Origin of the sequence: Pasteurella canis (assembly GCF_900454865.1) — a bacterium.
Lineage (GTDB): Bacteria > Pseudomonadota > Gammaproteobacteria > Enterobacterales > Pasteurellaceae > Pasteurella > Pasteurella canis.
In genome coordinates this window covers 514,618-534,403 of sequence record NZ_UGTV01000015.1, presented here as the reverse complement: position 1 = coordinate 534,403, position 19,786 = coordinate 514,618, and the positions used below count along the sequence as shown (strand labels likewise).

The following is a 19,786-nucleotide window of genomic DNA, read 5'->3' as shown; positions in this document are numbered from 1 at the left end:
TACCTTCAGTACTACACGTTTAGTCTAGTGTTTCGTTTAATTTGCTTTCTATAAACAGATTGACTTTGACTTATTAAAATCATTTCAATCCATGTAGTTAAAAAAGTATTTTTTTCTTTGTTATATAATCTCACTGCTTACCTCCCTTTTTTGATTAAATTATGACAAAATATTGCTGTTTATTCACTCTGGATAAATATCACTATATAAGCATCTAATCAAAAATACTTTTATTCTTTACATCTTTTTGATAGACTGAGTTCACTTTTTGGGGCTGATTCTGGATTCGACGGGATTAGCGAAGCCCAAGGTGCACGTCGAGGTGCGGTAGGCCTCGTAAATAAACCGCAAAAAAATAGTCGCAAACGACGAACAATACGCTTTAGCAGCTTAATAACCTGCTCATAGCCTTCTCTCCCCAGCTTCCGCTCGTAAGACGGGGATCAAGAGGAGTCAAATTCAAACGAGATCGCGTGGACGCCTCCGCTTGAGGATCGAAACGTTAAATTGAATCAAGCTAGTTTATCTATCGCGTGTCTGTCCGCAGTGGGTAAATGAAACTAAAGACGAGACTAAACGTGTAGTACTGAAGGTAGAGTAATTTCGGACGCGGGTTCAACTCCCGCCAGCTCCACCACCGAATTGAAATAAAGAGTTTATAAAAGCCAGAATAATGCATATTCTGGCTTTTTTATTATTTACTAAAAAAGAATAAAAAAGAATAAATAAATTAAAAAGCAGAAACATTTGCCTTTTAATTTTTGATCACCCCAATTCTTTAATTGCATTTAAAATCCGTTTGTCTGAAATTGGGTATTTTGTGCCGAGTTGTTGGGCGAATAAGCTCACTCGCAATTCCTCAATCATATAGGGAATTTCTTTTACTTCATCAGAGTGCGGTTTAGATTTTGGTAGTTTTACAAGGAGTTGTTGATACGCTTGGTTAACTTGTTCCACTCTTAACATCGCTGCACGGTCACGATTCACATCTTGTAAGAGCTTATCAATCCGTTTATCAATACCTTGTAAATAACGTTGTAAGTCATTCAAACGAGCATACCCTGTTTTTTGTACAAAGCCTTGATAAATCAAACCATTTAACTGGGCTTTGATATCAGATAACGCAAATGCCATAGTGAAATCCATTTTGCCTTTTAAGCGTTTGTTAAGCTCATAAGTTAAAGTCAAAATTTGTTCCACCTGTTTGGCAATTTCAACGGTGGTTTCATTTAGGTTTTCACGAATAAAATCACGCAATTTATCAAAATCCGTTTCATTCCAAACCAATCCACCAAAATCGGTAATCAGCTTATCTACGGCACAGGCAATACAATCGTCAATCAAATCCAATACTCGCCCAAACGGTGTGAAATACAAGCCAAGTTTCGATTTATTAGGCAGTTTTTCGTGTAGATATTTAATCGGTGAAGGTACATTGAGTAATAGTAGTCGGCGTAATCCCTGTTGCATTGCGACCTGCTGCTCAAATTCCGTTTCAAATAATTTAATCCCTACTGCTTCTTTTTCATCGACAATCGCAGGGAAAGCTTTCACCGTAAAGCCTCGTTTTTTCTGCTCATAACATTGTGGCAAGCTGTCGAAGTTCCAAACGTGGATACCACTTTGCTCGATACCATCATCTGCCACCGCAGAAATACTTTCTTGAACCTGATCTTTTAATTGGAATTTCAGGCTATCTAAATCCATTGATTCAGCAATTTTTTTACCTTTATCATCAATCACTCGGAACGTCATTTTTAAATGACTTGGTAACTGATCTAATTGCCAACTTTCAGGCTCAACACTCACACCTGTCATTCGACGCAGTTCATAAATCAGGCTTTCTAAAATCGGCTTTTCAAGCGGTTTTACTCGCCCTAAAAATGCCTCAGCATAATTTGGTGCTGGCACAAAATTACGGCGTAAAGATTTTGGTAGGGACTTGATTAATGCAATAATCAACTCTTTGCGCAAGCCCGGAATTTGCCAATCAAACCCTTTCATTTCTACTTGGTTTAATAAAGGTAATGGAATATGTACCGTCACACCATCGGCATCAGTACCAGGTTCAAATTGATAGCTGAGCTTGAATTTTAAATTGCCTTGATGCCAGAAATTCGGGAAATCCAACTCACTCACTTGTTCGGCATCTTCTTTAGTTAAAAAGGCTTTTTCAAAATTGAGTAATTCAGGGTCTTGTTGGCTGACTTTTTTCCACCAGCTATCAAAATGGCGTTGCGACACTACTTCCGTACCAATACGCTGGTCATAAAACTCAAACAAGGTGCGTTCATCCACCAAAATATCACGGCGACGACTTTTGTGTTCTAAATCCTCAATTTCGCGGATTAATTGGCGATTTTGGTGAAAAAACTTATGCTTGGTAAACCAATCCCCTTCGACTAATGCAGATTGAATAAAAATTTCGCGGCTCATTTGTGGATCTATCGAGCCATAATTCACTGAGCGGCTAGCAACAATCGGCACACCATACAAGCTCACTTTTTCATCTGCTATGACTGCACCTCTGGATTTTAACCAACGAGGCTCAGCATAGGATTTTTTAATCAAGTGCGTAGCTAATGGCTCTATCCATTCTGGATCAATATCAGCAACCATTCGTCCCCAAAGTCTTGAGGTTTCCACAAGTTCAGCAGCCATACACCATTTCGGCTGTTTCTTAAATAAAACGGAGCTAGGGAAAATAGCAAAATGCGCATTGCGAGCACCTAAATACTGCTGTTTTTCACTTTCTTTCATCCCGATATGCGATAGCAAACCACTTAAAAGTGCGGTGTGAATTTGTGAATATTCTGCTGGCTGAGAATTTATTGGCAGCCCCATTTCACGCACAGTGAGACGAATTTGATGATAAATATCCTGCCATTCACGGATTCTTAAATAGTTCAAATAATCCTTTTGACATAAACGGCGAAATTGATTTTTAGAAAGTTCTTTTTGCTGAGTTTGAATAAATTGCCATAAATTTAAAAAGGCTAGAAAATCTGATTTTTTATCCGCAAAACGGCGATGTTTATCATCTGCTGACTGTTGTTTCTCTTGTGGTCGCTCACGTGGATCTTGAATCGATAACGCCGAAACAATAATCATCACTTCGTGTAAACAATTCAATTTGACTGCGGTCAACAACATTTTTGCCAAACGAGGGTCAACAGGCAACTGTGCTAACTGTCTACCTACTTGCGTTAATTGACGTCTTTCACCAAATTTTGCTTTGACGAAATGGAAAGCCTCTAATTCTTCTAATAGCTTGATCCCATCTTGAATATTACGTTTATCAGGGGCATCTACAAAAGGGAACGCATCAATATCATCCAATCCAAGTGCGGTCATTTGTAAAATAACCGAAGCAAGATTGGTGCGTAAAATTTCAGGATCAGTAAATTCAGGACGGCTATTAAAGTCATCTTCTGAATACAAGCGGATACAAATCCCTTCACTTACACGGCCACAACGCCCCTTACGCTGATTTGCCGAAGCCTGAGAAATCGGCTCAATTGGTAAACGTTGTACTTTAGTGCGGTAACTATAACGGGAAATACGCGCTGTACCAGGATCAATCACATATTTAATACCAGGCACAGTTAGCGAGGTTTCAGCTACGTTGGTTGCAAGCACAATGCGATTTAAGCCAGATGGATTAAAAATTTTATTCTGTTCTTGTGCTGATAAACGAGCAAAGAGCGGTAGAATTTCAGTGTGTTTTAAATCCTGTTTTTGCAAGGCTTCAGCAGTATCACGAATTTCACGTTCACCATTCATAAAGATCAGAATATCGCCGCGTCCTTCAGTTTGTAACTCATCTACTGCATCTAAAATAGCTTGCAATTGATCTTGCTCTTCAGTTTCAACAACGGGACGATAACGCACTTCAACGGGATAAGTTCTACCCGAGACCTCAATAATTGGCGCATTATTAAAATGTTTGGAAAAACGCTCTACATCAATTGTTGCAGAAGTGATGATCACCTTAAGATCAGGGCGTTTTGGTAAAAGCTGTTTTAAATACCCAAGAATGAAATCATTATTTAAACTGCGTTCATGGGCTTCATCAATGATTAACGTATCATATTGATTTAAAAAGCGATCGCTTTGAATTTCGGCTAATAGAATACCATCAGTCATCAATTTGACCATCGTATTTTCACTGATTTGATCCGTAAAACGGACTTTATAACCGACTAAATCGCCAAGTTCAGTGTTTAATTCTTCTGCGATACGTGTTGCCACTGAACGAGCTGCAATACGGCGAGGTTGCGTATGGCCAATTAAGCCTTTTGTGCCTAGACCTAACGCCAAACACATTTTCGGTAATTGAGTTGTTTTTCCTGACCCCGTTTCACCAGCAATCACCACTACTTGATGTTGTGTAATTAGTTTTTGGATTTCTTCTTTACGCTGACTTACAGGGAGGTTTTCAGGAAACTCAATATTTTTAACCGCACTTTTACGCTGATTTAAGCGTTCCTGTGCTAACTGGATTTGTGACTGAATTTCAGCTGCGACTGCTTGTTGCGCTTGTTCATTTTTAATATTACTAATGCCTTTAATTCGAGCCAACAGCTGACGATAATCGCTATTCATTACTTCATTCAGTTCTGATAATAGGGATTTTTGTAACGTGCTAAATTCTATTTTTCTTAAATTCTTCTTCATATCACTTAATTTTTAATACTTCGATATGCTAATGCTGCCCAACCAATTAAAAATAATGTTCCGCCAATCGGTGTTGCCCATACTAAGGCTTTGCTTGCACCTAATGCTAATAAATATAAGCTGCCACTAAAAAGCAAGATGCCAAATGACCAAGTTGTGCCAATCACAGAAATGCATCTGTCACAATCAATACGTAAATAAGACTGTAAAGCACCAAGCACCATCAATGCGACTGTATGGAACATTTGATATTTTAAACCAGTGTCGATCCACGCAAGGGCTTGTAGTGAAAGTGTTTTTTCTAAGCCATGCGCTGCAAATGCACCAAATGCGATACAAAAAAATCCACTTAATGCAGAAATAAATAACCATTTATTTTTCATCGATTGTTCCTTATTTCACTTTATGATTTACCTAAAAATAACGAAAGAATGCCCGCCGCAATTAATGGTCCAACTGGAATGCCACCAGCAAAAGCAACGCCTAAAATTGTTCCAATTAATAGCCCCGTCAATAATACAGGCTGTGCGCCCATTAATCCAACGCCACGTCCACCAAGCCACGCCACTAATAATCCCACAACGATAGCCAGCCACATTTTCCAATTCAAAAAGATCGTAACATCAGGTAATTGAATTTTACCTGAAACAATCGGACTCAATACGCCAATCGTCAGAATAATGATCCCAATGGTGATGCCATTTTTTTCCATAAATGGAATATATTGCGCTAAAAATGTTTGTTGCATTAATAACAAAATTGCAGCTGAAATCGTCACTGAACTGTTATTACTCAATACACCGAGTAAAATTAATACAACTAATAATAATGCGACGGAATTAAACTGTAAGGACATAAAACTCTCTAAAAGTGCAGTTAATTTTGACAATGAATTATAACAAGTTATTCTTTGTTTGTGATGTGAGTTGAAAAAAGAAAAACCCGCAGAATTGCGGGTTTTGAGATATTATTCTTGTGGATGTTTTGCTGCGACTTCAGCTAATAATGTTTGTAGTTCACCTTGCTGGAACATTTCTAACATAATGTCACAACCACCGACTAGCTCACCTTCAACCCATAATTGTGGGAATGTTGGCCAGTTTGCATATGCGGGTAATTCAGCACGAATATCTGGGTGCTGTAAAATGTCAACATAACCAAAAGGCACTTTGCAATGCATCAATGCTTCTACTGCACGCGCAGAAAAGCCACAAGATGGGAATTTTGGTGAGCCTTTCATATAAATAAGAATAGGGTTTTCGCTGATTTGTTTTTTGATTTTATCTAAGGTTTCCATAATTATCCTCAAAAGTAAGTAAACGGTCGTATTGTAACACAGAGAAAAAAACTGACCAATAACCCGACTGGAATAATCAACTATTTACCAGCTACCGCCTGCACCACCGCCACCGAAACTGCCACCGCCGAATCCACCACCAGATCCGCTACCGCCGCCAAATCCACCGAAACCACCACCGCCACGATAATTACTGCTGCGCCCGAGTGTAGTGCTTCTACGTGATGAATTATGCCCCGTTGGGCTAACATAAGGTGTTGCACGTAAGTCGCTTAATACAACAAATAAGATGAATACAACGACCATAAAAATTGGAATATAATCTTCCCAACTGTCATCATCTACGACTTGGTTTGGATCAAACTCGCCTTTGCTAGTTGCAATAATGTAGTTTAAACCGTTATTAATCCCTTCTGCATACTGACCTTGTTTAAAATAAGGTGTAATTTGATGACGAATAAGTTGAGATAAAAAGGCATCGGGCAGTATCCCTTCTAAACCTTGTCCAATACCGATAAACATTTTACGGTCATCTTTAGCAATCAACATTAATACACCATTATTCAATTGCTTACGCCCAATCCCCCATTTATCACCGAGCTCAAATGTATATTGCGAAATCTCATATTCTGCCGTTGAAGGAATGATAACTACCGCAATTTGCGAACTAGTCTCTTTACTATAATCAATTAATTTTTGCTCTAATGCCCCTTTCTCGCTAGCCGATAATGTGTTGGTGTAATCATTAATATATTGGAACGGATTCGGCGAAGGTGGAAATTGTGCTGCAAAAGCGGATAATGTAAAGAAAAAAGAGAAAAAAATGACCACACTTTTTAGCCATTTAACCATTGATAATCACCTCATTGTCTAATTCATTCTTATCATTTGGTTGAATAGGAAAATATAATGCAAGCTCTTTTCCTATATTTTCAATTGCCGTAACAATACCTTGAGTATATTCACCTTGACGAAAATAATTGACCATAACATCACATTGTTGCTGCCAGAATTGTTCACCAACATATTGATGAATACCTTGGTCACCGATAATTGAACATTGGTGATCTTTAAAAGCGACATAAATGAGTACCGCATTTCTCGCTTGTGTTTCATACATTTCTAGATCATTAAAAATCACTAATGCACGTGCCACACCCGTTTTAGATGACGTTTTTTTAGGAATTTTCCGTTCAATATAAACACGTAATTCAGCTGATGTTTGGGTTTCAAGTTGAGAAATAGCTTTCTCAACTTGCGTTTTATTAATTGGAATTCGTGAAAATAAAGGCATATCGTATTTTCTTCAATGATTAATTAAAATTAACTGCAGGCGCATTTTCTGCCCCTTCTACTGATTTAAAATATGGTTTTTCTTTAAAACTGAAAATCATCGCAACTAACTTTGTAGGAAACTGACGTACTTTTTGATTATATAAACGGGCCGCTTCATTAAATTTATTACGTGCAACATTAATTCTATTTTCTGTGCCTTCAAGTTGTGCTTGTAAATTCATAAATCCTTCATTAGCTCGTAATGCAGGATATTGTTCAACTGTCACTAATAAACGAGACAATGCTGAACCTACTTCATTTTGATTTTGTTGAAATTTAACAAGCTGTTCTTCAGAAAGATTCGACGGATCAATTTTAGTTTGTGATGCTTTCGCTCGAGCTTCTGTAACTTTAGTTAAAGTGTCTTGTTCAAAATTCGCCTGTCCTTTAACAGTGTTTACTAAATTTGGAATTAAGTCTGCTCGACGTTGATATGCTGATTCTACATTTGCCCAAACAGAATCAATTTCTTCCTCTGCTTTCACTAACCCATTGTAGCTAGTCATTACAGTAAAACCAGCTACAATAGCGACTAAGATCAATACAATCCACTTTTTCATTTCAACATTCCTTAAAAATTTAATCTCAATTAATAAAAGAAAAGACCTAAACAATAGGTTTAGGTCTTTTAAAATTCTTGCTATAGACTTAACAAATTAATTATTTGTTACCTTTAACAGCGATTTCAACGCGACGATCGTCAGCTAAACACGCGATAAGTGCTTTACGACCTTTAACTGAGTCACATTTGTTACCAGTTACAGGGTTAGCTTCACCATGACCAGTTGCCATGATCGCATTTTGTGCAACACCTTTAGCCACTAAATAGTTAGCTACTGTGTCAGCACGGCGTTGAGATAATTTTAAGTTGTAAGCATCAGAACCTAAACGGTCAGTGTAACCAGCAACTGCCACTGAAGCAGATTTTAATTGTGCGATTTCACCATAGATACCATCTAACACATTTTGTGCAGCTGGTTTTAAATCAGCTTTATCGAAACCGAAAGTTACATCAGAGTTTAATGTAAATGTTTTGCTCACAATTTCTGGCATAGCAACTGCTTGACCGAAACGGTATGATAAACCAGCAGTTACAGCACCAATACTTGGCGTATAGTCTAAACGGTTGCCGTTAGCATCTTTATATTTACCAACACCTTTAACCCATTGGTATTCGATACGTGCTGCTAACTCAGGAATAAATGCATACTCTACACCACCAGCAAATACTGGAGAGACTTTTAAGCTATGATTACGTACATATACACTATTTGGAACTTGAGTAACTTCATCCGCAATTTTATAGTCTGAACGAATTAGTGCTGCACCTACACGCGCATATACATCTAAACCGTCTAATACAGGGTAGCTAGCTTTTAAGCTTAAATGTGTACCATGATTAGTGTGTTTTCCATAAGTTAAGCCATTAGTTTTAGATTTAACTTTAGCACGACCGAAATCATCGTAACCTAATTCAACTGCAAAATTATCAGTGATTTGATAACCACCAAATACACCGTAAGTCACAGAGTTACGTTTAACATCAAGTGTCGGTTTAAATGCATTTAAACCATCGTGGAAAGATGCCCAACCCGCTTTAGCACCTACATAGAAAGTATTAGCTTGTGGAGCGGCTTGTGCTACTGAAGCTGCTGCTAGTGCAGCAATAGTCAATGCGATTGCAGTTTTTTTCATTTGGATGATCCTCTTATCATTTAGTCATCTTTTAAATAAAAACTAAGTCTTAATTTGATTAAAACTTAGAAACACAAAGTATTGTGTTCTTTCTCATCTTAAACTTTTTCAATTAGAAAGTGAACTCTTTTTAATCTACTTAGTCTAAGTCTTTACATTTTACAAGGCTGGAATTTGCCTGAATTTCTTTTGACAAATTCTTTCTCTTATTAAAATAAACCACATAAAGAAAGTTTCAAAAGTACCTATATTATCCTATCTTCATCCCATAAAATCAAATTCTTTTATATTTTGCGCTTATTTTTTAAGCAAAAAAACATCAAAAATGCTCAAAAACAAATAAGAAACTAACTGCATAATTGAAAAAAACGCACTTCTTTTTCTAACTTAAATAAAACTCTTGCTGATTAAAAAATTTCCAACGCAATAATATTTGAATATGCTAAAATCACTTCACATTCATTTCAAATGAAATACTTACAATTATTGACTTAATTTTTACATATTGTTTCAAAATTTACAGAGTGATAAATATGCTACCCCGCTTGAAAAATATTCCACAGCTATCCCCTCTTGTTTATGATTATGTAAACGACTTAAAGATACAACATTTTGAGGGGGATATTACGACTAGTTATGCTGAACGTCTAAGTTTAGCGACGGATAACAGCGTTTATCAGCAATTACCTCAAGCAATTTTATACCCTAAGACAGTCGCTGATATAGTAAGGCTTACAAAACTTGCTCAAAAGTCCATTTATCAACGCTTAACATTCACCCCTCGTGGTGGCGGTACGGGCACAAACGGGCAGGCAATTAATCAGAATATTATTGTTGATCTTTCACGTTATATGACGGCCATTTTAGAGCTTAACGTTGAACAACGTTGGGTACGTGTACAAGCAGGTGTCGTCAAGGATCAACTCAATCAATTTTTAAAACCCTATGGTTTATTTTTCTCACCCGAACTTTCTACCAGTAATCGTGCAACTTTAGGAGGCATGATTAATACTGATGCTTCAGGACAAGGCTCATTACAATATGGAAAAACATCTGATCATGTATTAGGTTTACGAGCGGTGTTAATAAATGGTGAAATATTAGATACTCATGCAATAAAAACAGATAAATTTTTAGAAACTCTCGCACAACAGCCTTTATCTAAAACAGCCTACCATTTACATCAAGAAATTTTTCAGCGTTGTAAAAAAAATCGCAGTAAAATTCTCCAAGATCTTCCTCAACTCAATCGATTTTTAACGGGATATGATCTAAAAAATGTATTTAATGAAGATGAAAGTGAGTTTAACCTTACTCGTATTCTTACAGGTTCAGAAGGCTCTCTTGCTTTTATTTGTGAAGCAACATTAGATCTCACCCCTATTCCTCAATATCGAACATTAATTAATGTAAAATATAGTTCTTTTGATGCTGCACTGCGAAATGCCCCTTTTATGGTCAATGCTAAAGCACTCTCTGTTGAAACTATTGACTCCACTGTTCTCAATTTAGCTAAACAAGATATTATTTGGCATTCTGTTAATGAATTGCTCAATGAAGAAGAAAATAATCCCATACTTGGCTTAAATATTGTGGAATATGCAGGTAATGATAAAGGTAAAATTCAACGTCAAGTCAACGCACTTTGCACTGAACTAGATAAAAAAATTGCTCAACAACAAGATGCGATCATCGGCTATCAAGTCTGTTCTGATTTAGCTTCTATCGAGCGTATTTATGCTATGCGTAAAAAAGCTGTCGGTTTATTAGGTAACACGAAAGGCAATGCTAAGCCAATTCCATTTGTTGAGGACACTTGTGTTCCACCCGAAAATTTAGCTGATTACATTGCTGAATTTAGAACCTTATTAGATAAGCAAGGTCTACAATACGGTATGTTCGGTCATGTAGATGCTGGCGTTTTACATGTACGCCCAGCATTAGATTTATGCGATAAAGCACAAGTGACTTTATTCAAGCAGATTTCCGATCAAGTCGCAGACTTAACACGCCAATATGGAGGTCTCATCTGGGGTGAACATGGTAAAGGTATGCGTTCACAATATGGTGAAAAATTCTTTACACCAGAATTATGGCAAGAACTCCGTTATATTAAGTTTTTATTTGACCCAGACAATCGCTTAAATCCAGGGAAAATTTGTACACCTTTAGAGAGTAAAGATACCCTTTATTCGATTTTATCGCCAATGCGAGCCGATAACGACCGACAAATTCCGATACAAATTCGTGAGGCATTTAGTGGTGCAATGAATTGCAATGGGAACGGGTTATGTTTTAATTTTGATGTTCATAGTACCATGTGTCCTTCTATGAAAATCAGTAAAAATCGATTATTTTCACCAAAAGGGCGTGCTGCAATCCTACGTGAGTGGTTACGTTTAATGACAACTGAAAATATCACGCCTACACAATTAGATTTTCGACAAAGTGAAATCAAACTGACTGATTTGATTAAAAAAATACGAAATTCAATACAAAAATGGCGTGGAGAATATGATTTTTCACATGAGGTTAAAAGTGCAATGGATAGCTGTTTAGCTTGTAAGGCTTGTGCTAGCCAATGTCCTATCAAAATTGATGTGCCGAATTTCCGTGCAAAATTTTTCTATTTATACCATTCTCGTTACCTGCGCTCAGCCAAAGACTATGTGATTGCCAATGTTGAATATATTGCTCCATTCATGGCTAAAAAACCGACTTTTTTTAACTTCTTTACCGAAGCTAAACTGACGCAAATAGCGACAAAAAAAATGTTAGGGCTTGTTGATTTACCACAACTTTCAGCTCCAGCACTACAACAACAACTCGTCGAAATTGGTTATCAGGGATATTCACTAGAGCAATTAGAGCAGCTAAGTGCAGTCGAAAAACAAAAAATTTTACTCATTGTTCAAGATCCATTCACATCTTATTATGATGCAAAAGTAGTTGCTGACTTTATTGCACTTACACAAAAATTAGGTTATCTACCTGTATTAATTCCTTTCAAACCGAATGGCAAAGCACAACATATCAAAGGCTTTTTAACACGATTTGCTAAAACAGCTAAAAATCAAGCTGATTTTTTATCACGTATCGCAAAATTAGGGATACCAATGGTTGGTGTTGATCCTGCAATTGTACTCACTTACCGCGATGAATATAAAGAAATACTTGCCGAAAAACGTGGTGAGTTTCATGTAGTCACTTCGCAAGAGTGGTTAAAAGCACAGTTAGATGACCAACAAAGTATATTACAAAACTTCATGAAAACTGACCGCACTTTTCATCAACAGCAATGGTATTTATTTCCACATTGTACTGAATCAACAGCCCTACCAAATAGTGGTAAAGAGTGGCAACAAATCTTTGCTCTATTTGGACAAAAATTAACTGTAGAAAATGTAGGATGTTGTGGTATGGCAGGCACCTTTGGTCATGAAACACAACATCTTACTATGTCTAAAGAAATTTATGCTTTATCTTGGGCAACAAAATTAGTAGATAAAAAGCCTGAATATTGTTTAGCAACAGGCTATTCCTGCCGTAGCCAAGTGAAACGTATGGAGAAATGGCAACCTAAGCATCCCGTACAAGCGTTATTAACGTTATTGGAATAATATGATTTGGAAGAAGAATTATAGCCTTAAACAAATGAATCAGCTCAGTCAACAAAGCGCAATAGAGCACCTTGGAATCAAATTTAGTGCGCAAGGCGATGACTGGCTTGAGGCGACTATGCCAGTAGATCAACGCACTGTACAACCTATGGGTTTTTTACATGGTGGGCTTTCAGTGGCATTGGCAGAAACGATTGGCTCGATGGCAGGTTTTTGTTGTATAAATGAAAATCAAGCTGTACTAGGTTTAGACATTAATGCGAATCACCTTCGTCCAGTTAAAGAAGGTGTTGTTACAGCTAAGGCTACGCCTGTTCATTTAGGCAAAAAAATTCAGGTGTGGCAAATACATATAACAGATCAACAAAATAAACTTTGTTGTATTGCTCGTTTAACTCTTTCAGTGGTCGATCATGAATAAACAAAAAATAGGTGTCCTTTTAATTAATTTAGGGACACCAGACAAGCCAACCCCAAAAGCCATCTCCACTTATTTATGGCAATTTTTAACTGATCCTCGTGTAGTAGATTTACCACGTTACAAATGGTTTCCTTTATTAAAGGGGATCATTTTGCCTCTACGCTCTAGACGCGTAGCTAAAAATTATGCCTCGATTTGGACTGAAAAAGGCTCCCCTTTACTCAGTATCACACAAGAACAACAACGAGCATTACAAGAATATTTTATCCAACAAGAACAAAATATTATTGTTGAAATTGGCATGACATACGGCAATCCATCTATCGAAGATGCCATACAACGTTTGATGGAAAAACACGTAGAAAGACTCATTGTATTACCACTCTATCCTCAATACAGTAGCTCAACAACAGGAGCTGTTTTTGATGCCTTTGCTAAAGTGATTCATACACAACGAGGGTTCCTTCCTTTTGATTTTATTCATTCTTATCACATCAATAAAGACTATATTTCTGCTTTAGTCAAATCAATCAAGGATCAGTTGCAACCTGACGAGTTTTTACTCTTTTCCTTTCATGGTATTCCACTACGCTATGAAAACATGGGGGACTATTACCGTGAACATTGTAAACAAACTGTACTTGAAGTAGTTGATCAATTAGGACTCACTGAAAATCAATGGGGATTATCCTTTCAATCACGCTTTGGTAAAGAAGAATGGTTGCAACCTTATACAGATCAATTTTTAATGCAAGCTCCTAACCAGAATATTCAAAAAGTTGCTGTCATCTGTCCAGGCTTTGCTGCTGACTGTTTAGAAACATTAGAAGAGATTGAAGAAGAAAATAAAGAAATTTTCTTAACAAATGGCGGAACATCTTACCGATATATTCCTGCATTAAATGCCTCAGCAAAACATATTGAAATGATGGCAAACTTGATTCTTAATAGAATATAATTCAACTCAATACTAACAAAATAGGTTAATGCCAAACACATAAAGCATTAACCTATTTTTAGTTAAATAACTTGAATTCTGACCGCACTTTCTCCATTTGACTCAAGTAGTTTACCGACTTCAATTAATGTGATCCCCGCTTTTTGTGCAATTGCTGATACAGTGGACTCAGCGTCTTGTTTAACCGCAATCAATAAACCGCCAGAAGTCTGTGGATCACATAAGATAGCCTTCTGCATGTCGGTCATAGCACTCACTTTATGGCCATAACTTGCAAAATTACGCTCAGTCCCACCTGGTATACATCCCTTTTCAATATAACGTTCGACCCCTTCCAAGGTTTTAACTTGATCAAAATACACATTTGCACTTAAATCTGAGCCTTCACAAATTTCGGTTAAATGTCCTAATAAACCAAAGCCAGTCACATCCGTCATGGCTGTAACACCTTCTACTTCAGCAAATTCAGCACCAATCATATTCAATTGACACATAACCTCTGTTGCTAACCCCTTATGCTCTTCTTTTAACTTACCTTTTTTCTCTGCGGTTGTTAACACACCTATACCAAGAGGCTTAGTCAAAAATAATTTACAACCCGCTTCTGCTGATGCATTTTTCTTCATTTTATCCGTATGAACGATTCCTGTTACTGCTAAACCAAAAATAGGTTCTGGAGAGTCGATAGAATGCCCTCCAGCAAGAGCAATGCCTGCTTGCTGACAAGCAAAACGTCCACCATCAACAATTTTTTGTGCTACTTCAGCAGGTAATTTTTTAATTGGGAAGCCTAAAATAGCGATCGCCATAATTGGTTTTCCACCCATCGCAAAAATATCACTAATTGCATTGGTTGCAGCAATACGTCCAAAATCAAAAGGATCATCGACAATAGGCATAAAAAAATCTGTTGTACTAATAATCCCAATCCCATTACCAATATCATACACTGCCGCATCATCTTTAGTTTCATTCCCCACTAATAAATGTGGGTCAACCCACTTTTCCATCTCAGTATGTAGGATCTTCTCTAGTACTTGAGGAGAAATTTTACAACCACAACCAGCACCATGACTATACTGAGTTAAGCGTATAGTACTCGCAATAGTTTCATTCATTTCTTGCTCAAGTTCAGTAAGATTCTGTTCAGTTTTAGCTTGCATTTTCCATTCTCCTAACCAATAATTTGGACTAATTATACGCCAGTTATACAAAAAAGATATTGAGAAAAATGACTAAGCGAAAACGTCCAACCCTACAAGATATAGCCAATCATCTTGGTATTACGAAAATGACGATCAGCCGTTATTTACGCAATCCAGAATCTGTTGCTCCAGATACTCAAATTAAAATTGCACAAGCAATCGATCTGTTTGGTTACATACCTAATCGTGCACCTGATATTCTATCTAATGCTAAGAGTCGAGCAATTGGAGTACTAGTTCCTTCTTTAACTAACCAAGTATTTGCTGATGTAATTAAAGGGATTGAAATGATTAGTGATAATATGGGATATCAAACTATGTTAGCTCACTATGGTTACAGTATGGAAAAAGAGGAAAAACGTATTGAAAGCCTACTTTCTTACAACGTCGATGGATTAATCCTTTCAGAAAATCAACACACTGCTCGCACATTGAAAATGCTTGAAATAGCCAATATTCCAATTATAGAAATTATGGAAAGTAGTGAAATAGGTATACAGCAAGCCATAGGTTTTGACAATATTGCCGCCGCGCAATCTATGGTTGAAACCATGATCAATCGAGGACATAAAAATATTGTTTATTTTTCTGCTCGTATGGATAAACGTACACGTCTAAAGATGCAGGGTTATGAACAAGCAATGAGAAAGCACGGACTACAGCCACATAGTTTAACAACTGAACAACCTTCCTCATTTAGCTTGGGAGCACAACAATTAAATGAAGCATTACAGCAGAAACCTGACTTAGATGGTATTTTTTGTACAAATGATGATTTAGCAATTGGTGCTCTGTTTGAATGTCAACGTATGGGGATTAAAGTACCCAAACAAATTGCAATTGCAGGATTTCATGGTCATGATGTTGGACAATCGATGACACCACAGCTTGCAACTGTGATCACTCCACGTTTAGAAATTGGTAAAATCGCAGCAACAGAACTATTAAATCGTATACAAGGTATGCCGCAAAAAAGTGCCATTATCAACTTAGGTTATCAAATTCACTTAGGTCAAAGTATTTAAAAAATAACTGTACCTTTATAATATATACGTTATAAAGCGCGGTTAGTTTTAAGAACTAAATTAATGGTTCAAGTGCTTTGACACAGCGCTCTACTACCTCATCAAATGTGCCATCAATACTAATATGAATCACATCAGGCTCATCTGTTTGTGGTATTTCTAATGTATCAAATTGGCTTTTAAGCATACTTGTTTTCATATAATGGCCTTTACGTTGTTTCATGCGCTCAAGCACTAGATCAAATGGACCATGTAAAAATAAAAATGTCACATCATTACCATCACGAATTAAATCACGGTATTGTTTTTTCAAAGCAGAACAAATAATGATGCCAACTTCACTTTTTTGTTCTAAGCTAAATGCTGCATCACGAATACGTTCTAACCAAGGTGCACGATCCAAATCATTTAATGGCTGTCCTTGCCCCATTTTGATGATATTTGCTTTTGGGTGAAGATCATCCCCATCAATCAATTTAATACCTAAACGTTGTGCGACTGCAGTCCCAACGGAAGTTTTTCCCGTACTAGATACCCCCATTAGGATAAAACCTTTTCCTTTGATTTTTGACATTATAAACCTCCTTTAATTCTTTTTATTTACCATACCTAAAATTCAAGCATAAAGTTACCAGTAACATTAATTTATGTGACAGACATCACATAAATTTTATTTTCACTCAGTTTAAGAAATAAATATCAATTTAAATAATTGCTATATTATTTGAAGATGATCACAGATTTACAAATTCATCCTAAAATTCTCTTTACCAAAGAAGCAGAGCAAAGTATGTTACCAGTAACAACAAACCAAAAGGAGGTTTTCAATGTTAATTATCATTATGATTGCTGCAGTATTGCTGCTATTACTGTTAATTATGAAGTTCAGAGTACATGCATTCGTTGCATTAATTATTGTCAGTCTACTTACTGCATTAGCTACAGGTATTCCCGCTGATAAAATATTACCAACACTATTATCTGGCTTTGGAAATACACTTGCAGCCGTTGCATTGCTTGTCGGTTTAGGTGCAATGATTGGACGATTGCTTGAGATCACAGGTGGAGCAAAGGTATTAGCTGATACATTAATCAATAAATTTGGTGAACAAAAAGCGCCATTTGCTCTGGGCGTTGCATCTCTGTTATTTGGTTTTCCAATTTTCTTTGACGCAGGTCTAGTCGTCATGTTGCCAATCATCTTTAGCGTAGCAAAACAATTCGGAGGCTCAACATTACGATATGCTTTACCTGCTGCTGGTGCATTTGCAGTAATGCATGCATTTCTCCCACCACATCCAGGACCAGTAGCCTCTGGTGATATCCTTGGTGCAAATATGGGGCTACTAGTTATAGTTGGTTTAATTTGTGCTATACCAACCTGGTATATTGCCGCTTATTTATTTGGTATTTATTCAGGTAAAAAAATCAAACTAGAATTACCAAAAGCATTTCTAAATGACAACGCTATCAGTGAAACAGCTGTCAAAAATCCACCCAGTTTCAATAATGTATTACTAATTTTACTACTTCCAATTTGTTTGATTCTACTTGATACTGGTTTAAATACATTAAGCGTTGCTAAAGTTATTGATGGCTCCCAACCTTGGGTAGCTGGTTTACGTTTATTAGGAAAAACGCCAATTGCATTATTGATTACATTAATTGTGGCAATTTTCTTATTAAAAGATCAGCGTAGTTATGAACAAGTTGAGAAGATTTGTGATAATGCATTGGGCCCAATTTGCGCAATTGTATTAGTTACTGGCGCTGGTGGTATGTTCGGAGGTGTTTTACGATCAAGTGGTATCGGAAATGAATTGTCTGCAATGCTATCAGATACAGGATTACCTGTTATTGTTGCAGCTTTTATCATTGCCCTGGCATTACGTGTTGCTCAAGGTTCTGCAACAGTTGCCCTCACTACAGCCTCAGCATTAATTGCACCTACTGTAGCAGCAACATCAGGATTAAGTCAATTTGATTTATGTTTTATTGTGATTGCAATTGCCTCTGGCGCGACAGCTCTATCACATGTGAATGACTCTGGTTTCTGGCTAGTCAGCCGCTTCTTAGAAATGGATGAGAAAACGACTTTAAAAACTTGGACTGTTATGGAAACTCTCATTGGAATTGTTGGATTCACTATTGCTGTTATTGGTAGCATTTTATTATAAAATTTAAAAAATCGACCGTACTTCCTGCGCTTCAACTTACCTTAAGTGCGGTTCGATTTTCTCAATATTTCTCATCCACGCCTCAATCAATCATCACATTGTACTAAACGTTCAAAACCTGCTTGTAAATCTGCAATTAACTCTTCAGGATCTTCTAATCCGATATGTACACGAATTAAAGTACCCGTTAATTTACATTCAATATTGGGACGAATAGCCACAATTTCTTCTGGTTGATAATACAAAATTAATGATTCGAATCCTCCCCAAGAGTATGCCATGCTGAACAAACTGAAATGATTCATCAAATTTTCAAGCTGTCGTTGAGTTAATTTTTGCTGTAATTCAAATGAAAATAACCCACTTGCGCCCATAAAATCACGTTTGAAAAAAGTATGACCAGGACAACTCGCTAACGCAGGATGATAAACAACTTTTACTTGAGACTGCGAAGCCAACCATTGTGCTACTTTTAAAGCATTTTTTTCATGCTGTTTTAAACGAATTCCTAATGTTCTAATGCCTCTTGCAGTCACATAAGCACTATCAGCATCAACCATCTGCCCCATTAAATATGAACGTTCACGCAATCTATCCCAACAACGTGCATTTGCAACTGCCGTACCTATCATTGTATCGGAATGCCCCACTAAATATTTTGTCCCTGCTTGGATTGAAATATCAATTCCATGTTCTAATGCCTTAAATAACACACCAGCAGACCATGTATTATCAATCATAATAACAATATCAGGATTAACTTGACGTGCAGCTTTAACAATTGTAGGGATATCAGGGATCTCCATTGTCAATGAACTTGGTGCCTCAAGAAAAAGTAATTTTGTATTTTTCTGAATAAGAGATGAAATCCCCTCTCCAATCATCGGATCATAATAAGTCGTTTCAACTTGAAACTGCTTTAATAACAAATTACAAAAATCTTGTGAAGGTTCATAAGCTGCACCACTCATTAAAATATGATCTCCACTTTTGACAAAAGCTAAAATACTATGAGTCACTGCTGCAGCACCACAAGGATATAAATAACAACCCGCTCCCCCTTCTAATTCTGTCATTGCGTCTTGTAATGCAAAATGTGTTAATGTTCCACGTCGACCATAAAATAAAGCACCATTAGCACGATGAAGACTAGCTTGCTTTTTGTCTGCTAAACTCTCAAATACTAATGATGAGGCACGCTGAATAACAGGATTCACTCCTCCTTGTAAAAATCGTTTCTTACGACCAGCATGCACAAATGCGGTTAATAAAGAATGTTGATTTGGCATTATAGTTTTCTCCTTATACTTATAAAACGCATGATCTACATGGAATACAAAAAACTACTGTCAAAACAACTTAACTTTCTTTAGAAT

Annotated in this window: 16 protein-coding genes and 1 other RNA gene; 6 read left to right on the top strand and 11 right to left on the bottom strand. The window is 36.9% G+C overall.

Annotated features, from left to right (window positions below; translation table 11 throughout):
* Nucleotides 1-270: 270 nt before the first annotated feature.
* Nucleotides 271-637, top strand: a transfer-messenger RNA (tmRNA) gene (gene ssrA / locus DYE19_RS03140).
* 128 nt (nucleotides 638-765) lie between these two features.
* Here ssrA and hrpA read toward each other — a convergent pair.
* The 8 genes from hrpA to ompA form a co-directional block, all read right to left on the bottom strand.
* A complete protein-coding gene (gene hrpA / locus DYE19_RS03135) occupies nucleotides 766-4,677 on the bottom strand; it encodes an ATP-dependent RNA helicase HrpA (protein ID WP_115322579.1) in 3,912 nt (1,303 codons plus the stop codon).
* A gap of 5 nt (nucleotides 4,678-4,682) precedes the next feature.
* Nucleotides 4,683-5,060, bottom strand: a complete 378-nt coding sequence (locus DYE19_RS03130; RefSeq protein WP_049214107.1) for a DUF423 domain-containing protein — start codon at nucleotides 5,058-5,060, stop codon at nucleotides 4,683-4,685.
* 20 nt (nucleotides 5,061-5,080) lie between these two features.
* A complete protein-coding gene (locus tag DYE19_RS03125; RefSeq protein ID WP_115322578.1) occupies nucleotides 5,081-5,533 on the bottom strand; it encodes a DUF441 domain-containing protein in 453 nt (150 codons plus the stop codon).
* 111 nt (nucleotides 5,534-5,644) lie between these two features.
* Complete coding sequence (gene grxD / locus DYE19_RS03120) at nucleotides 5,645-5,974, bottom strand: Grx4 family monothiol glutaredoxin (RefSeq protein ID WP_115322577.1); 330 nt, start codon at nucleotides 5,972-5,974, stop codon at nucleotides 5,645-5,647.
* 84 nt (nucleotides 5,975-6,058) lie between these two features.
* Complete coding sequence (locus tag DYE19_RS03115; RefSeq protein WP_115322576.1) at nucleotides 6,059-6,826, bottom strand: TPM domain-containing protein; 768 nt, start codon at nucleotides 6,824-6,826, stop codon at nucleotides 6,059-6,061.
* Nucleotides 6,819-7,268: a TPM domain-containing protein gene (locus DYE19_RS03110; protein WP_049214100.1), complete on the bottom strand. Its 450-nt coding sequence runs from the start codon at nucleotides 7,266-7,268 to the stop codon at nucleotides 6,819-6,821. The genes DYE19_RS03115 and DYE19_RS03110 overlap by 8 nt, the downstream gene beginning before the upstream one ends.
* A gap of 19 nt (nucleotides 7,269-7,287) precedes the next feature.
* Nucleotides 7,288-7,869, bottom strand: a complete 582-nt coding sequence (locus tag DYE19_RS03105; protein WP_115322575.1) for a LemA family protein — start codon at nucleotides 7,867-7,869, stop codon at nucleotides 7,288-7,290.
* Between the two features lie 100 nt (nucleotides 7,870-7,969).
* Complete coding sequence (ompA, locus tag DYE19_RS03100) at nucleotides 7,970-9,004, bottom strand: porin OmpA (protein ID WP_115322574.1); 1,035 nt, start codon at nucleotides 9,002-9,004, stop codon at nucleotides 7,970-7,972.
* Nucleotides 9,005-9,537: 533 nt separating this feature from the next.
* On the opposite strand from ompA, the gene ydiJ reads away from it, so the two are divergent.
* Genes ydiJ through hemH form a run of 3 tightly spaced genes read left to right on the top strand, consistent with a single transcriptional unit; the run spans nucleotide 9,538 to nucleotide 14,003 of the window.
* Nucleotides 9,538-12,624 (top strand): D-2-hydroxyglutarate dehydrogenase YdiJ, encoded by a 3,087-nt coding sequence (gene ydiJ, locus DYE19_RS03095; protein ID WP_115322573.1) that lies wholly within the window; start codon nucleotides 9,538-9,540, stop codon nucleotides 12,622-12,624.
* Nucleotide 12,625: 1 nt separating this feature from the next.
* Nucleotides 12,626-13,045 (top strand): hotdog fold thioesterase, encoded by a 420-nt coding sequence (locus tag DYE19_RS03090; RefSeq protein WP_049214014.1) that lies wholly within the window; start codon nucleotides 12,626-12,628, stop codon nucleotides 13,043-13,045.
* Nucleotides 13,038-14,003, top strand: a complete 966-nt coding sequence (gene hemH / locus DYE19_RS03085) for a ferrochelatase (RefSeq protein WP_115322572.1) — start codon at nucleotides 13,038-13,040, stop codon at nucleotides 14,001-14,003. Before DYE19_RS03090 ends, hemH begins: the two co-directional genes overlap by 8 nt.
* A gap of 62 nt (nucleotides 14,004-14,065) precedes the next feature.
* Here the strand turns inward: hemH and selD are convergent, their stop codons facing one another.
* Nucleotides 14,066-15,121 (bottom strand): selenide, water dikinase SelD, encoded by a 1,056-nt coding sequence (gene selD, locus DYE19_RS03080; RefSeq protein WP_408581985.1) that lies wholly within the window; start codon nucleotides 15,119-15,121, stop codon nucleotides 14,066-14,068.
* Between the two features lie 113 nt (nucleotides 15,122-15,234).
* Between selD and gntR the strand changes: the two genes are divergently transcribed.
* Complete coding sequence (gene gntR / locus DYE19_RS03075) at nucleotides 15,235-16,233, top strand: gluconate operon transcriptional repressor GntR (RefSeq protein WP_115322571.1); 999 nt, start codon at nucleotides 15,235-15,237, stop codon at nucleotides 16,231-16,233.
* A 55-nt stretch (nucleotides 16,234-16,288) separates the two neighbouring features.
* Here the strand turns inward: gntR and DYE19_RS03070 are convergent, their stop codons facing one another.
* Nucleotides 16,289-16,807 (bottom strand): gluconokinase, encoded by a 519-nt coding sequence (locus tag DYE19_RS03070; RefSeq protein WP_115322570.1) that lies wholly within the window; start codon nucleotides 16,805-16,807, stop codon nucleotides 16,289-16,291.
* Nucleotides 16,808-17,060: 253 nt separating this feature from the next.
* Between DYE19_RS03070 and DYE19_RS03065 the strand changes: the two genes are divergently transcribed.
* Nucleotides 17,061-18,410, top strand: a complete 1,350-nt coding sequence (locus tag DYE19_RS03065; RefSeq protein WP_049214010.1) for a GntP family permease — start codon at nucleotides 17,061-17,063, stop codon at nucleotides 18,408-18,410.
* Nucleotides 18,411-18,496: 86 nt separating this feature from the next.
* Here the strand turns inward: DYE19_RS03065 and metC are convergent, their stop codons facing one another.
* On the bottom strand, nucleotides 18,497-19,699 hold the full coding sequence (gene metC / locus DYE19_RS03060) for a cystathionine beta-lyase (RefSeq protein ID WP_115322569.1): 1,203 nt from the start codon (nucleotides 19,697-19,699) through the stop codon (nucleotides 18,497-18,499).
* Between the last annotated feature and the right edge of the window lie 87 nt (nucleotides 19,700-19,786).